Here is a 15,449-nt window from a genome sequence, read left to right on the forward strand (position 1 = left end):
TTGGTTAATTTGACCATGTTTTTTATTTGTTGTTTGGGTGGTGAATTCTTTTCTATAATTATCATTGGTTTAGTTGTTTTTTAAAGTTGGCCTGTTTCTTGATATATCAAACTCAATTGATTTATTAAGGTGTTTAATGGAGGTCATATGTTTGAGTTAATAGGTTTGTTATTGGTTATTGGGGCGATGGCGTTAACAGGCTTTACCTTGCTAGGGTGTGTTACTGTTTTAATGATTACCTTGGCATTGATGTTGATCTTTGGTGCAATCGGTGTGCTGATCCAATGGGCTCCTTGGTTGTTGTTAGCTGGATTAATCTACTGGTTAGTGAGCGAGAAACGCTGCAAATCTCTATAACAGGGTGTTTCAAACCTTGAGCTCAACTTGGCTTTAGATTAAATTGATTGTACCGCTATGGTTTTTTAAGGATATTCAATTGAAAAAGTTACTTTCTTTAAGTGTGTTAGGTTTAGTGTTCATGTCAGGTTTGGCGCAAGCGCAGATGATGATCCAAGATGCTTATGTACGCGCCACTCCACCTAATGCACAAAATAGTGCGGCCTTCTTACAGCTGATGAATCATAGCAATGAAGCTGTCTCACTGGTTGCCGCGAGCAGTGATGTGGCAAAAAAGGTCGAGCTGCATAATCACATCATGGCTGATGGTATGATGAAAATGCGCCAAGTTGAGTCCATTGAAGTGGGAGCAATGGAAACCGTTTCGCTGCAACCGGGTGGCTTACATATTATGCTCATGGGCATCAATGCACCCCTTAAAGAAGGTCAGGAGGTGGCATTTACCCTGACTTTTGCTTCAGGCGAAACGGTTTCATTTACCGCGCCAGTTAAGTCAATTAATGGCAAGCCTGCCAAAATGAATCACGACCATTAAGGTAAACCATGGAATATATAACAAGCAAACGCGTGTTGGCTGTACTCGCTATTATTTTTGTCTTGGGTTATGGCGTTTCTGTCTATTGGAGTAGCGAACCCGCCGTAATGGAAGTATCTGAGCTAGTGGCCAAGGCCAAGCAAGATGCTAACAACGAAGGAAAAAAACCTGTAGTGGGGTACACCACGACGACCACATTAATTTTGGTTGCTGAAACCTTATTAGACAAGCCAGGTGGTTACTTTAGTAATGACGTGGTACCGCCTGGACTTTTCATGGACAATATGCCGGCATGGGAGTTAGGTGCGTTAGAGCAAGTTCGTGATTTCTCATTAATTATGCGTAAGGATTTTAGCCGCTCGCAAAGCCAATCGGTTGAAGATAAAGACTTAAAAATTGCTCAGCCTAAGTTTAATATCGATAGTAAGAGCTGGCACTTGCCTAGTGCTGAGGCGGAATACCGTGAAGCGATCGAAGCGTTATATCGTTACCGCGCACGGTTAGCCGATCCTGATCAACCGGATGTGCAGTTTTATGCTCGCGCTGATAACCTTGCTGCTTGGTTAAAGGAAGTGCAAAGTCGCTTAGGTAGCCTATCTCAGAAATTAAGTGCCAGTGTCGGTCGCAACATTATCAATGATGGTTTAGCGGGCGATAGCTCAGCACAGCAATCCACTTATATGCCAGAGGAAGAAGTGGTTAAAACCTCTTGGTTTTTAACCGATGATGTTTTTTATGAAGCGCGCGGAGCCAGCTGGGCTTTACTGCACTTAATGAAAGCCGTTGAGGTTGATTTTAAAGGTGTGCTTGCGAAAAAGAATGCCGAAATCAGTGTTAAACAGATCATTCGAGAGTTGGAAGAAACTCAAGAAACGGTGTGGAGCCCAATGATTTTAAATGGCAGTGGCTTTGGCGTGATGGCTAACCATTCACTGGTGATGGCGAATTATATTTCTCGGGCGAATGCTGCGGTTATCGATTTAACTGAGCTATTAACCAAAGGCTAATTTGTTTCATCATTAACACGCTTTTTCAGCGGCGCCATATTGGGCGCCGCTGTTTTTGGTAGATCTGAAAATTATCAATATATTGCGGGCTATGGATCCCGCATCATGAGATGTTTTGGGTATATAAAATATAAAACTCTTAGGCTTTGCTGGTTTTGAGATTGCCCGACGTGTTTTCCTCGATACAATACGTGGCAAATCATAACCTAAAGAGTATCAAATGAAAAAACACTTAACCGCTGGCCTGCTATTGGTCGCCGTTTCACAGCCTGTATTGGCAGATGATTGGGGGATTTTTGCGGGACTCGATTTAACCAAGCCCGATGTAGATGGCCACCTTAACAGTGATTCTCTTAGCTTAAAAAATGACTGGCGACTCAATGGTTATGTTGCCATTGAACACGGCATTATTATGCTGCCTAATCTCAAACTTTCGTTTGCGGATTTTGATACTAAAGGCAGTTCATCAACCAGTGATGTGACCTTAAACCTAAATAGCTTCGATGCCACCTTATATTATCAAGTGTTTGATAATGGGTTGTTCGAAATTGATTTAGGTGCCAGCCTCAAATTCATCGATGGTGATTTACATACCGTTTCGAATAAGGGATTAAGCAGTACCATACCTTTACTCTATGGTGCAGCTAAATTCCATGTACCCAATACGGGCATAAGTGTCTTTTCTGAGCTATCGGGCGCAGCGGTAACCGATGATAAAGCGTCGGATGCACTTGTAGGCGTGGGATATACCTTGAAGGCAGAGAGCATGCTACCTATCACTTTGCGTGGCGGCTACCGCTATCAAGATATTAAACTTAAGGATGGGGCTAAGCTAAAATCCGACTACAGCGGTGTTTTTGTCGGCTTAGCAGTCAATTTTTAAGTGACTTAAGTTGTTGCTTGTGGGGAGGTTTAGCCTCCCTATATGGACATTATTAGGAATCTTTTTCTTATTCCATTTTATTATAAAAAATCCCTATTTATTCTTTGTTGTTATTCTTCCTAGCCAGTACACTGTCTCGCAATTCATATTGGGATAGTGGAATCAATAGCCATGCTGTTAAAGGAACTCTCTTCGTTAACCAGCCCATTGTCAGATGCACAGCTTAATCAGTTGCGCCAGGCAATCGCTGAGTTAAATCCAAACCAACTTGCTTGGGTCAGTGGATACTTATCAGGAATTAGCCAAGGTGGGGCAGGTGTTGTTGCCACTGCTGGTGCGGTGGCCACGAGTGCTGTTAGTGCAGCCCCTGCTGGCCAGCTTACTGTGCTTTATGGCTCGCAAACCGGTAACTCCAAAGGTGTTGCTGAAGAGCTAGCTGCGAGTGCGCAAGCACAAGGCTTGCCAGTGCAACTAAAATCGATGGCTAACTACAAGCCAAAAGATCTTAAGAGTGAAACCCACCTTATTATCGTTGTGAGTACCAATGGTGAAGGTGAAGCGCCGGATGATGCAGCTGAATTACACGAATTCCTAGGCTCGAAAAAAGCGCCTAAACTAGCTGATCTGAAATACGCCGTATTAGCGCTGGGTGATTCTAGCTATGAGTTCTTCTGTCAAACCGGTAAGGACTTTGACGAGCGTTTAGCAGCTACTGGCGCATCTAGTTTCCTTGAACGTATTGACTGTGATGTTGATTACGAAGGTCCAGCTAAAGAGTGGGGCGATAAAGCCCTTAAACTGGTTGTTGAAACTTTATCCGCAGCTAGTGCTGTTGCAGCGCCGGCAGCCGGTTTTGCGGCTCCTGCGCCGCTAGCGGCTAGCCAATACGATAAGAAAAATCCATATACCGCAACCTTATCAACCAACCAAAAAATTACCGGTAGAAATTCACAAAAAGACGTGCGTCATTTTGAAATTTCTTTAGAAGATTCGGGTATTCAATATCGCGCCGGTGATGCCTTAGGCGTTTGGTTTGAAAACGATCCTGCTTTAGTTGAGCAAGTTTTAGCTCAGGTAGGCCTAACGGGCTCTGAAGAAGTTGATGTTGACGGTAACAAGGTGTCTATCCGCGAAGCGTTAATCAAACACTTCGAGCTAACGCAATCTTACCCTGGTTTTGTGGAGAAGTACGCAGAGCTATCGGGCAGTAAGAAGCTAGCGAAAATTGCAGCCGATAAAGCCGCTGCACGCGAATACGCAAACAGCCACCAGATCCTAGACATTTTAGCCGTGAAGAAAAATGTAGCGGTCACCGCTGAGCAGCTGATTGCTATGTTACGTCGCATTACCCCGCGTTTATACTCTATTGCGTCAAGCCAAGCCGAGGTGGATGAAGAAGTGCACCTAACTGTAGGCATGGTTGAGTTTGAGAATGAACAGGGCGAGCCTCGCAGCGGCGGAGCAACGGGCTTCTTAAAACGCCTAGAAGAGGGTGGTGAAGTGAAGGTGTTTGTTGAGCACAATGATAACTTCCGCCTACCAGCTAACCCTGAAACGCCAGTGATCATGGTTGGGCCAGGTACAGGTGTGGCGCCGTTTAGAGCCTTTATGCAAGAGCGTGATGCTCAAGGTGCGAATGGTAAGAACTGGATGTTCTTTGGTGATCAAACCTTTACTGAAGACTTCCTATACCAAGTTGAATGGCGCAACTATTTAGATTCAGGTTTATTAACCAAAATGCACGTTGCTTTCTCTCGTGACCAAGAAGAGAAAGTCTACGTTCAGCATCGTTTATTAGAAAATGCCAAAGAAGTTTACCAATGGCTGGAAGAAGGCGCGCATTTCTACATTTGTGGTGACGCCAACCGTATGGCCAAAGATGTGAATGATGCCTTGGTGAAAATTGTTCAAGAGCAAGGTAATAAGAGCTTCGAAGAAGCCGAAGAATACGTAAGTGAGTTACGTCGTGCTAAGCGTTATCAGAGGGATGTATACTAATGAGCTATGAGCCTAAACCAAGTCCAGACAACAGCCTAGATGGACGCGCGTTATCAGACAACGAACGCATTAAAACGGAAAGTAATTTCCTACGTGGAACAATAGCCGAAGCCCTTGACGATCAAGTTTACGGTGGCTTTAGCCCAGATGATATTCAGCTAATCAAGTTCCATGGTTTATACCAACAAGATGACCGCGATCTGCGCGCTGAGCGTAAAAAGCAAAAGCTAGATCCTCGTCATAGCTTCTTATTACGTGCTCGTATGCCAGGTGGTATTTGTACCCCTGAGCAATGGCTACAAATTGATAAATATGCGCAAGAGCGCACCATGGTAGGCAGCATTCGTTTGACCACGCGTCAAACCTTCCAATACCACGGTATTTTAAAGCGTAACTTACGTCCGATTTTCCAAGGTCTAGACGAAGTCGGTATCGACTCTATCTTTACCGCGGGTGACGTAAACCGTAATACCCTATGTACTTCTAATCCGGTGGAATCTGAATTCCACGCCGAGATGTACGAGCTGGCAAAACAAACCAGTGAGCACTTTTTACCCAATACCAAGGGGTTTGCTGATCTTTGGTTAAATGGCGAAAAAGTGGCGAGTAACGAAGCAGAAAGTGAGCCTTTGTATTCAAATGTTTACTTGCCGCGTAAGTTCAAAATCGCATTTGTTATGCCGCCGCAAAACGACATCGACGTACACGCCAACGATATCAGCTTTGTGGCTATCGTGCGTGATGGTGAGCTAATTGGTTACAACGTGCTAGTGGGTGCAGGCCTAGGTCATACCCATGGCGACAAGCGCACTCATCCGCGTAAAGCCGATGACTTTGGTTTTATTGCTAAAAAAGACGTGATTGCGATTGCCGAAGCGATTGTGACCGTACAACGCGACTGGGGTAACCGCTGCGACCGTCATTTATCTAAAACCAAATACACTCTTGAGCGTGTTGGCGTTGAAGCATTTAAAGCAGAAGTTGAAGGCCGCAGTGGTATCAAGTTTGCGCCAAGTGAAGATTACAAGTTTGAATATCGCGGCGATCGCATTGGCTGGATCAAAGGTATCGATAACAAGTGGCACCTAACCTTGTTTATCGAAAACGGTCGTATTTTAGACTTCCCAGGCAAGCCACTGAAAACCGGTATGCGTGAAATAGCGAAAGTGCACAAGGGTGATTTTCGTCTAACCGCTAACCAAAACCTGATCATTGCGGGTGTCGCGGAAGAAGATAAAGCGCAGATTGAGCAATTAGCCGTTGAGCATGGTTTAAAAACCGAAGACTTAAGCAAGCAGCGTGAAAACTCGATGGCTTGTGTGTCTTTCCCAACGTGTCCGTTGGCGATGGCCGAAGCTGAACGCTACCTTCCTGGTTTGGTAACTGAAGTTGAAGCCATGCTAGATAAGTATGGTGTTGCCGATGAGCACTTAGTGCTACGTGTAACGGGCTGTCCAAATGGTTGTGGCCGAGCTGCGCTAGCTGAATTTGGCCTAGTCGGTAAAGGTCCAGGTAAGTACAACATACTGCTGGGCGGTAACCGTGAAGGTACGCGTATTCCAAAAATGTATATTGAGAATGCGGATGAAGCCCAAATTCTTGATGAACTTGATGGCTTAATTGGTCGCTGGGCGACGGAGCGTCTACCAAACGAAGGCTTTGGTGATTTTACCATCCGCGTCGGTATTGTCGAAGAAGTTGTAATTGCATCACGGGATTTCTATGCCTAATTTAGACTTAGCTGCACTACTTGAGCTAAACCCAGCCGAGCGCGCTTTAGCGCTTGCTGAGGTCAATGCTCAACTAGACAAAATGACGGCAGTTGAGCGTGTGCAATGGGCTTTTGCCAATCTAGAAGGCGAGTTTGCTCTGTCTTCTAGCTTTGGTATTCAAGCCGCTGTGTTATTGCATATGATCAGCAGCGAACGTCAAGAAACACCGGTTATCTTGACCGACACGGGTTATTTATTCCCAGAGACTTATCAGTTTATTGATGAGCTAACCGAGCGCTTAGGATTAAACCTTAAGGTGTACCGCGCAATGCAAAGCCCAGCTTGGCAAGAAGCGCGTTATGGCAAGCTTTGGGAGCAGGGCGTAGAGGGGATCACCCGCTACAACCAAATCAATAAAGTAGAGCCAATGAAGCGTGCGCTGAAAGAGCTAAAGGTTAAAACTTGGTTCTCGGGTTTACGTCGTAGCCAGTCTTCTAGCCGTGAAGGGCTACCTGTGCTGAGTATTCAAAATGGCTGCTTTAAGTTTTTGCCAATCATAGATTGGACTAACAAAGACGTGCACTACTACCTGAAAGACTTTGATTTGCCTTATCACCCATTATGGGATCAAGGTTATGTTTCGGTAGGGGATGTGCAAACATCTCGTCCACTGGAAGCGGGGATGACGGAAGAAGAAACACGCTTTTTCGGTTTAAAACGTGAATGTGGTCTGCATGAGGTAGATACCGAAGTGGATGGCAGTGGTATCTGACCAAGGTATCTAACTAAGCCATTTTGCCAAAAGCGCCGTGAGGCGCTTTTTTTATGGCTAAAAAAGTGACGGGGAAATAGCGAAAATTTGCTTAATGCTACTAGGCTTATTAAGCGGATGTTTTCATATTGAGCACCAGCGTCCTGATAAAGCCACAAATTATGGTGCCAATAAAGAACAATGCCCACTGAAATTGCCAAGCAATGGCTTCAAAGTGCATGGTTAAGCCAACAAAAAACGCTGCGGCCCCGACTACAAATGACCAGCCTTTTAATTTGCCAAGCTCTAGCAGAAGCATCAGTAACGAAAAAGCCAGCCAATGCCACTGATTTACATGGTGTAGCAGGTCGGTCACAGGTAAAATCCTTACATTCTTAGTGGATATCAGATTATAAAAAATAGTGTTTTTATTCCATTAAGGAATAAAGAAGTCATTTATATTATTTTACGGGATATAGATCTCAAATTATAGTTGCAGGCCTAAGTAGTAAGGACGTCAATATGGATTATTTGCCCATTTTCACAAAACTTGAACAGCGTTTATGCCTTGTGATTGGTGGTGGAAGTGTTGCTTTGAGAAAAGTGCACTATTTATTGAAAGCAAAGGCAAATGTAGTCGTTCATTCGAGCGAATTTTGCGCCGAGCTAACTGCAATAACAGATCCTAATTTGACCTTAATCCGCCAAGCATATCAAAGTGACAGCTTAACCGGCGCTTGGTTGGTGATAGCGGCAACAAACGATGCTAAGGTGAACCTGCAGGTTGCCAAAGATGCCGACGAAAAAGGCATTTTTGCTAATGTTGTTGATGCACCCGATGCTGGCAGTTTTATTTTACCTTCGGTGGTTGATCGTTCACCGGTAGTGGTCGCCGTCTCAAGTGGTGGTACGACCCCGGTATTAGCACGCTTGATCCGCGCCAAACTAGAAGCCTTACTGCCTAATCATTTAGGTCCCTTAGCGCGCCTTGCTGGTGAATTTAGAGCTAAAGTACAGCAAGTGCTGCCGACGGTTGAGGGGCGTCGCCGTTATTGGGAACAAATTTTCAATGCAGGCGCGGTTGCGGGGTTACTTACTAAAGGTAAGGAAAATCAAGCTCGTGAGCTAATGAATGAGCAATTAGCCGACTTTAATGTCACGGGTGAGGTTGCTTTAGTCGGGGCAGGTCCAGGCGATCCATCATTGATCACCTTAAAAGCGCTGCAATTAATGCAACAAGCCGATGTGGTGCTTTATGACCAACTGGTTTCACAAGAGACCTTGGCCTTAGTGCGCCGAGATGCTCAGTTGGTCAATGTAGGTAAAGAAGCGGGCCGCCATAGCGTGATCCAAGAAACCACCAATGAGCTGTTGGTGAAGTATGCCAAGCAAGGCAATAAAGTAGTGCGCTTAAAAGGCGGCGATCCGTTTATCTTTGGTCGCGGCGGTGAAGAATTAGAAGTGCTGGTAGAGCACGGCATTGATTTTCAGGTCGTGCCGGGGGTGACCGCAGCATCAGGGTGTGCTAGTTATGCCGGTATCCCACTAACTCATAGAGATTATGCGCAGTCGGTGACGTTTGTGACTGGGCATTGTAAAGAGCAAGGCCAGCCAATAGATTGGTCTAGCCTTGCCCGCGAGCATCAAACCACGGTGTTTTACATGGGGTTGTTGCAAGCAGAAAAAATTTGCCAAAACTTAACGTTGAATGGCCGTAGCCCAGCTACGCCTGTGGCTATCGTGTCAAAAGGGACGCGGGTCGATCAACACGTTATTACCGGGCAACTTGAACAGCTACCAGAAATGGCGAAGACGGTGCAACCACCTGCTTTGATCATCGTTGGTGAAGTTGTGAGTTTAGCTGACAAGCTAAGTTGGTTTGGTGAGCAATCGCCTAATGCCGACGCCCAAACTTTAGTTAATCTTGCCTAACGGAGTAGAAAATGGACCAACAAAGGTTAACACACCTTAAACAGTTGGAAGCTGAGAGTATCCACATTATTCGTGAAGTGGCTGCCGAGTTCGACAACCCTGTGATGATGTACTCAATCGGTAAAGACTCATCTGTGATGCTGCATCTTGCCCGTAAAGCATTTTATCCAGGTAAGATCCCGTTTCCTTTACTGCATGTGGATACCACATGGAAGTTTAGAGAGATGATTGAATTTCGCGATCGCACGGCGGAAAAATACGGTTTTGACCTGCTTGTTCATAAAAACCCAGAAGGGTTAGCGATGAACATCAATCCGTTTGTACACGGCAGTTCAAAACACACCGACATCATGAAAACCCAAGGTCTTAAGCAAGCGTTAAATCAGTATAAGTTTGATGCGGCATTTGGCGGTGCACGTCGTGATGAAGAAAAATCACGTGCTAAAGAGCGTGTTTACTCGTTCCGTGATAAGAACCACCGTTGGGATCCAAAGAACCAACGCCCTGAACTTTGGCGCACCTATAACGGCCAAGTGAACAAGGGCGAAAGTATTCGTGTATTCCCGCTATCTAACTGGACTGAGCTAGATATTTGGCAGTACATCTACCTTGAGAACATTGAAATCGTACCTTTATACCTTGCGGCTGAACGCCCTGTTGTTGAGCGCGATGGCACCTTGATCATGGTTGATGATGAGCGTATGCCACTTGAGCCTGGTGAAGTACCTGAAATGAAGAAAGTGCGTTTTCGTACTTTAGGTTGTTACCCATTGACAGGGGCAATTGAATCAGAGGCAGGTTCGTTAACAGAAATCATCGAAGAAATGTTGCTGGCCAAAACCAGTGAGCGTCAAGGTCGTTTGATCGACAGTGACCAAGCCGCCTCGATGGAGCTGAAAAAACGCGAAGGTTATTTCTAAGGGATCAGAACATGAATACGGTAATTGCAGAAGAAATTGGTAGCGTTGGTATTGAAGAGTACTTAAACCAACAACAGCACAAAAGTTTATTGCGTTTATTAACTTGTGGTAGCGTGGATGACGGTAAAAGTACCCTAATCGGTCGTCTACTGCACGACAGCGCGCAGATTTATGAAGATCAGCTTGCATCATTGCATTCTGATAGCCAAAAAATGGGCACCACAGGTGAAGAGCTAGATCTGGCACTATTGGTTGATGGTCTTGCCGCTGAGCGTGAGCAAGGTATCACCATTGATGTTGCGTATCGTTATTTCTCAACGGCTAAGCGTAAGTTCATTATTGCTGACACCCCAGGCCATGAACAATACACTCGTAACATGGCAACGGGTGCCTCTACCTGTGAGCTAGCGGTTATCCTAGTGGATGCGCGTTACGGCGTGTTAACGCAAACTAAACGACATAGCTTTATTGCGTCACTACTGGGCATTAAACATTTTGTTGTGGCGATCAACAAGATGGACTTGGTTGAGTTTTCTGAAGCGCGTTATGAAGAAATCAAGAATGATTATCTTGAGTTTGCTAAAGGCTTAGGCGAGCGCGACATTAAATTTGTGCCGCTTTCTGCCCTAAAAGGCGACAACGTGGTTTCTAAGAGCCCAGCGATGCCTTGGTATCAAGGCGAGCCATTACTGAGCATCCTAGAGCAAGTTCAAGTTCAAGGTGAATTGCTAGCACAAGATTTCCGTTTCCCAGTGCAATATGTTAACCGTCCAAACCTGAACTTCCGTGGTTTTGCCGGTACCATTTCAAGTGGTGAAATTGCTAAAGGTGATGCGATCACTGCGCTACCATCAGGAAAAAAATCAAAAGTTAAATCTATTGTGACGTTCGATGGCGAGCTAGACAGTGCATTTGCTGGCCAAGCGGTAACCCTAACGTTGGAAGACGAAATTGATATTAGTCGCGGCGATGTTATCGTTAAAACGGGCGCAGAGGCTCAGCTAAGTAACGCATTTGAAGCGAACTTGGTATGGATGGCGGATGATGCCATGGTGCCTGGACGTCAGTATGACTTTAAACTTGCTAGCAAGAAAACAGCAGGCTTTGTTGAAAGCATCAACTATAAAGTTGATGTAAACACCCTAGAGCAGTCGTCAGCGACGCAGCTAGAGCTCAACGAAATTGCATCTTGTGTGGTACAGCTTGAAGAGCAAGTTGCATTCGATCTATATCAAGATGTACGTGACACCGGTGGGTTTATCGTGATTGACCGTTTAACTAACGTGACGGTGGGTGCGGGTATGATCACTAAGTCGGCCGATGCTAAGGCAAGCAATCACGAATTCAGTGAATTTGAACTTGAATTCAATGCCTTGGTTCGCAAGCACTTCCCACATTGGCAAGCGCTTGATATTAGTAAGCTAGCGGAGTAATGGAAGATGACGCTAGACCAGATAGGGATATTAGGTGTTTTAGCTGTACTGATAACGCTACTCATCGCGTCTAAGTTAAAACCAGCTCTGCTGTTTGGCGTCACCGTTATCGTTTGCTACTTAGCCGGAATGATCGAATTACCGAGCATGATGGCTAATTTTTCCAACTCCTCTTTATTGGTGTTGGTGTTGCTGATGATGATATCAGCGGCGATAGAAAAAACACGGCTGATCTCTTGGATCAGCCAGCAACTGTCTACGGGCAGCTTGCTACAAGTGTTACTTAAAATGGGTGTGTCGACGGCATTTTTGTCGTCGTTCACCAATAATACTGCGGTGGTGGCCTCTTTGATTGGCGCCATCAAACGCAACGGTAACCATCCACCTTCTCGTTTATTAATTCCGCTTTCTTATTTTGCAATATTTGGTGGTACGTTAACCTTAATCGGCACATCGACTAACTTGATCGTTAATAGCTTTGTGATGGATGCCGGTTTACCCAGTTTAGGCTTTTTCGATTTTACCTTGATTGGGGTTGTGGTGTTTGCTGTTGGCTTAGTGATGTTGATTCTATTAAGTCCTTCTTTGCCTGATACGCAAGCAGAAGCGCCCGAAGAGGCCGATTATTTTCTTGAAGCCAAAGTGAATGCTGGCTCACCTCTTATTGGTCGCACGGTTGCCGAAAACAAGCTGCGTAACCTGCAACAGCTTTACCTAGCGGAAATAATCCGCGGCGGTAAACGAATTTGTCCTGTTTCCCCTGACGATGTGCTAGCAGAAAATGACATCTTGTTGTTTTGTGGTGCTGTGCATAGTGTGGGTATCTTACAAGACTTTCCTGGCCTGGATTTATTTGCTGAAAATCAGCTAAAAGGCCAAAACTTGGTCGAAGTGATCGTCAGCCACAGCGCAGAGATCAAAGGTAAGAGCATTAAAGAGTGTCATTTTCGTGAAGAATTTGACGCCGTGGTGGTGGCGATCCGCCGCGGTCATACGCCATTGCAAGGCGGTTTAGGTAATATTATTTTACGCGAGGGCGACACCCTAGTATTAGCGCCGGGCCGGGACTTTTATAAAGTTAAGCGTTTAAACCGTGAATTCGTGGTGGTCAGTGGCGTTGATGCCAGCACCCGTTTAGACAAGTATCGTAGTGGCGGTGTGATGCTCGGGTTCGCCGCTGTCATTGGCCTAGCTGTATTTGAAATGGTGCCGCTATTAAAAGGTTTATTGGTGCTACTCATTGGCTGTGTGGTGTCTGGCTCTATTACTTGGAACGAAGTTAAACGACGTTTTCCTTTTGATATTTGGGTCGTGGTGGGCTCAGCCTTGACCTTAGCTCAACTACTAACGAGTAGCGGCTTAGCTGAGATGATGGGCGATTTTGTACACACCTATTTTGCTGATTGGGGATTAATTGGTGCCTTGATTGCGGTGTACTTATTTACCTTGCTGCTAACCGAATTGATCACTAACAATGCCGCGGCGGCACTGGCGTTTCCCGTTGCCTACAGTATTCCCGTCGGTTATGGCGTTGATCCGAGTGCTTTTATTATGGCGGTGATTTTTGCGGCCAGTTGTAGCTTTGTCTCGCCTTATGGCTATCAAACAAATTTAATGGTGTACAGTGCGGGTAACTATCAGCTGAAGGATTATTTGCGTATCGGTATTCCGATTTCCATTGTGTATTCCGTGACCGCACTGTCGATGATCATTTGGCTTTTCCCGTTTTAACGATTTAATACAAGGATGCCCATGGCAGATGAAAATGTAGTATGGCATGAACATGCCATCGATAAGCAAGCTCGCAGCGAGCAGAAAAAACAAAAAGCGTGCGTGTTGTGGTTCACAGGTTTAAGTGGCGCGGGTAAATCCACGGTTGCTGGGGCAGTTGAGCAACGCTTACACCAATTGGGTGTGCATACTTATTTGCTCGACGGTGATAATGTGCGTCACGGTTTATGTGGTGATTTAGGCTTTTCTGACGACGATCGCAAAGAAAATATTCGCCGTGTCGGTGAGGTCGCTAAGCTTATGGTGGATGCTGGGTTAATTGTCCTTACTGCGTTTATTTCTCCACATCGCGCTGAGCGCGAAATGGTGCGTGAATTGTTGCCGCAAGGGGAATTCAACGAAGTCTATGTTGATGTGCCACTCGACATTTGTGAGCAACGCGATCCTAAAGGTTTGTATAAGAAAGCCAGAGCGGGTGAAATCACCAACTTTACGGGGATTGATTCTGTTTACGAAGCGCCGCAAAACCCAGAAATTACCGTAGAGAATGGCGAGCGACCTTTGTCTGAAGCCGTAGAACAAATTATTCAATACCTGGAGCAACATGGCTACATTAATCGATAAACCTATTGCGGATGTCTGTGACATTGCGGTGGCTGCAGGCGCTGCCATTATGGATATCTATCAGCGTGATTTTGCGGTGCAAACCAAATCGGATGAGTCTCCATTAACGGAAGCAGACTTAGCCGCTCATCAAATCATCGTAAAAGGGTTGCAAGCCTTGACGCCCGATATTCCCATTTTGTCAGAGGAAGCGGCAGACATCAGTTGGCAAACTCGCCAGCAGTGGAACACGTTTTGGTTGGTTGACCCGCTCGATGGCACTAAGGAGTTCATCAAGAAAAACGGTGAATTCACGGTCAATATTGCACTTATCCACGACAACAAACCGGTACTAGGCGTTGTTTACGCACCTGTGTTAGATAAGCTGTATTTTGCTGATGAGCAAGGCGCATTTTTAACTCATCAAGGCGCCACCCGCCAACTTCAAGTGATCGCCCCCGCGGCTGGTGAAACCATTAAGGTGGTGGGCAGCCGCTCACATCCAAGCCCTGATTTAGCGGCTTATCTTGAGCGCTTTAATGATTATGAAATGGTGCCGGTAGGCAGCTCTCTTAAATTTTGTATGGTGGCTGAAGGGATAGCGCATGTTTATCCTCGTCTTGGCCCAACCATGAACTGGGATACAGGGGCAGGCCATTGCGTTGCTGAACAAGCTGGCGCAACGGTTTGTCAACTTGATGGTTCACCTTTGCTGTACAACCATCAAGAATCGCTGCTCAACCCTTACTTTGAAGTGAAGTAGTTTAGCCAAAGTGGTTTAAGCTAAAACAGCTCAGGCACAAAATTTTGGCTATCAATAGGCGCACGAAGGTATTTTTCTTGCGCCTTTTTGTTTAAGGGCGGTAGCACCACTTCTTTTGCTGGCAATGGATGATAGTCAATATGGCTGAGCAAATGACTGATGCAATTAAGCCTTGCCCGCTTCTTATCATCTGAGTTAACGACCCACCAAGGATTAGACGTGGTGTCGGTATAAGCAAACATCTCATCTTTGGCTTCAGAATATGCTGCCCAGCGGCTACGCGATTCCAGATCCATGGGACTAAATTTCCAGCGTTTCAAAGGATTGTTAATCCGCTCCAGAAAACGTTTTTCTTGCTCTTCGTCTGAAACCGAAAACCAATATTTAATTAAAATGATGCCAGATTGGGTGAGCATGCGCTCGAATTTAGGACATGAGTGTAAAAACTCTAGGTACTGCTCCTCGCTACAAAAGCCCATCACCCGTTCGACTCCGGCTCGGTTGTACCAGCTGCGATCAAATAATACGATTTCACCGCCTGCAGGTAAATGAGCCACATAGCGCTGAAAATACCATTGACTTTTTTCTCTATCATTAGGGGCGGGCAGGGCGGCAATGCGACATACCCTAGGGTTAAGCTTTTCCGTGATCCGTTTGATCACTCCGCCTTTACCCGCAGCATCTCGGCCTTCAAAAATAACCACCACTTTAAGTTGTTTCGCTACCACCCATTGCTGCAACGTGACTAACTCACTTTGTAAGTTCAATAAGGCTTGTAGGTATTTTTTGTTACTGAGCTTAGCCATATTTTCGCTCCTAAATCC

General features: G+C 45.6%; 15 protein-coding genes. 13 read left to right on the forward strand and 2 right to left on the reverse strand.

Annotated features, from left to right (window positions below):
* The first annotated feature begins 147 nt into the window (after nt 1–147).
* The 7 genes from ACK8OT_RS09620 to ACK8OT_RS09650 all read left to right on the forward strand — a co-directional run bounded on the left by ACK8OT_RS09620 (nt 148) and on the right by ACK8OT_RS09650 (nt 7,264).
* Nucleotides 148–357: an envelope stress response protein PspG gene (locus ACK8OT_RS09620; RefSeq protein ID WP_410196296.1), complete on the forward strand. Its 210-nt coding sequence runs from the start codon at nt 148–150 to the stop codon at nt 355–357.
* Nucleotides 358–436: 79 nt separating this feature from the next.
* The gene (locus ACK8OT_RS09625; protein ID WP_410196297.1) at nt 437–892 is read left to right on the forward strand and encodes a copper chaperone PCu(A)C; all 456 of its coding nucleotides are present in this window, start codon (nt 437–439) and stop codon (nt 890–892) included.
* An 8-nt stretch (nt 893–900) separates the two neighbouring features.
* Entirely contained in the window at nt 901–1,899 is a 999-nt protein-coding gene (locus tag ACK8OT_RS09630) for a DUF2333 family protein (RefSeq protein WP_410196298.1), read from the forward strand.
* A 220-nt stretch (nt 1,900–2,119) separates the two neighbouring features.
* Entirely contained in the window at nt 2,120–2,782 is a 663-nt protein-coding gene (locus ACK8OT_RS09635) for a TIGR04219 family outer membrane beta-barrel protein (RefSeq protein WP_410196299.1), read from the forward strand.
* 171 nt (nt 2,783–2,953) lie between these two features.
* A complete protein-coding gene (locus ACK8OT_RS09640) occupies nt 2,954–4,780 on the forward strand; it encodes an assimilatory sulfite reductase (NADPH) flavoprotein subunit (RefSeq protein ID WP_410196300.1) in 1,827 nt (608 codons plus the stop codon).
* Complete coding sequence (gene cysI / locus ACK8OT_RS09645; protein WP_410196301.1) at nt 4,780–6,510, forward strand: assimilatory sulfite reductase (NADPH) hemoprotein subunit; 1,731 nt, start codon at nt 4,780–4,782, stop codon at nt 6,508–6,510. Before ACK8OT_RS09640 ends, cysI begins: the two co-directional genes overlap by 1 nt.
* Nucleotides 6,503–7,264 (forward strand): phosphoadenylyl-sulfate reductase, encoded by a 762-nt coding sequence (locus tag ACK8OT_RS09650; protein WP_410196302.1) that lies wholly within the window; start codon nt 6,503–6,505, stop codon nt 7,262–7,264. Before cysI ends, ACK8OT_RS09650 begins: the two co-directional genes overlap by 8 nt.
* 109 nt (nt 7,265–7,373) lie before the next feature.
* Here the strand turns inward: ACK8OT_RS09650 and ACK8OT_RS09655 are convergent, their stop codons facing one another.
* Nucleotides 7,374–7,619, reverse strand: coding sequence for a hypothetical protein (locus tag ACK8OT_RS09655; RefSeq protein ID WP_410196303.1), 246 nt, complete (start codon nt 7,617–7,619; stop codon nt 7,374–7,376).
* 146 nt (nt 7,620–7,765) lie between these two features.
* Between ACK8OT_RS09655 and cysG the strand changes: the two genes are divergently transcribed.
* Genes cysG through cysQ form a run of 6 tightly spaced genes read left to right on the forward strand, consistent with a single transcriptional unit; the run spans nt 7,766 to nt 14,625 of the window.
* Nucleotides 7,766–9,175: a siroheme synthase CysG gene (gene cysG, locus ACK8OT_RS09660; RefSeq protein ID WP_410196304.1), complete on the forward strand. Its 1,410-nt coding sequence runs from the start codon at nt 7,766–7,768 to the stop codon at nt 9,173–9,175.
* Between the two features lie 11 nt (nt 9,176–9,186).
* Nucleotides 9,187–10,095, forward strand: a complete 909-nt coding sequence (cysD, locus tag ACK8OT_RS09665) for a sulfate adenylyltransferase subunit CysD (protein ID WP_410196305.1) — start codon at nt 9,187–9,189, stop codon at nt 10,093–10,095.
* An 11-nt stretch (nt 10,096–10,106) separates the two neighbouring features.
* The gene (cysN, locus tag ACK8OT_RS09670; RefSeq protein WP_410196306.1) at nt 10,107–11,528 is read left to right on the forward strand and encodes a sulfate adenylyltransferase subunit CysN; all 1,422 of its coding nucleotides are present in this window, start codon (nt 10,107–10,109) and stop codon (nt 11,526–11,528) included.
* A 6-nt stretch (nt 11,529–11,534) separates the two neighbouring features.
* Nucleotides 11,535–13,259, forward strand: a complete 1,725-nt coding sequence (locus tag ACK8OT_RS09675) for an SLC13 family permease (protein WP_410196307.1) — start codon at nt 11,535–11,537, stop codon at nt 13,257–13,259.
* A 21-nt stretch (nt 13,260–13,280) separates the two neighbouring features.
* Nucleotides 13,281–13,883 carry an adenylyl-sulfate kinase gene (gene cysC, locus ACK8OT_RS09680; protein WP_410196308.1) on the forward strand — a complete coding sequence of 201 codons (603 nt, stop codon included), beginning with the start codon at nt 13,281–13,283 and terminating at the stop codon, nt 13,881–13,883.
* Nucleotides 13,864–14,625, forward strand: a complete 762-nt coding sequence (gene cysQ, locus ACK8OT_RS09685) for a 3'(2'),5'-bisphosphate nucleotidase CysQ (protein ID WP_410196309.1) — start codon at nt 13,864–13,866, stop codon at nt 14,623–14,625. Before cysC ends, cysQ begins: the two co-directional genes overlap by 20 nt.
* A gap of 20 nt (nt 14,626–14,645) precedes the next feature.
* Here cysQ and ppk2 read toward each other — a convergent pair whose 3' ends face one another.
* The gene (gene ppk2 / locus ACK8OT_RS09690) at nt 14,646–15,431 is read right to left on the reverse strand and encodes a polyphosphate kinase 2 (RefSeq protein WP_410196310.1); all 786 of its coding nucleotides are present in this window, start codon (nt 15,429–15,431) and stop codon (nt 14,646–14,648) included.
* Nucleotides 15,432–15,449 lie beyond the last annotated feature (18 nt).

This window comes from Motilimonas thetidivivens, assembly GCF_046452435.1.
GTDB lineage: Bacteria > Pseudomonadota > Gammaproteobacteria > Enterobacterales > CBDFNC01 > Motilimonas.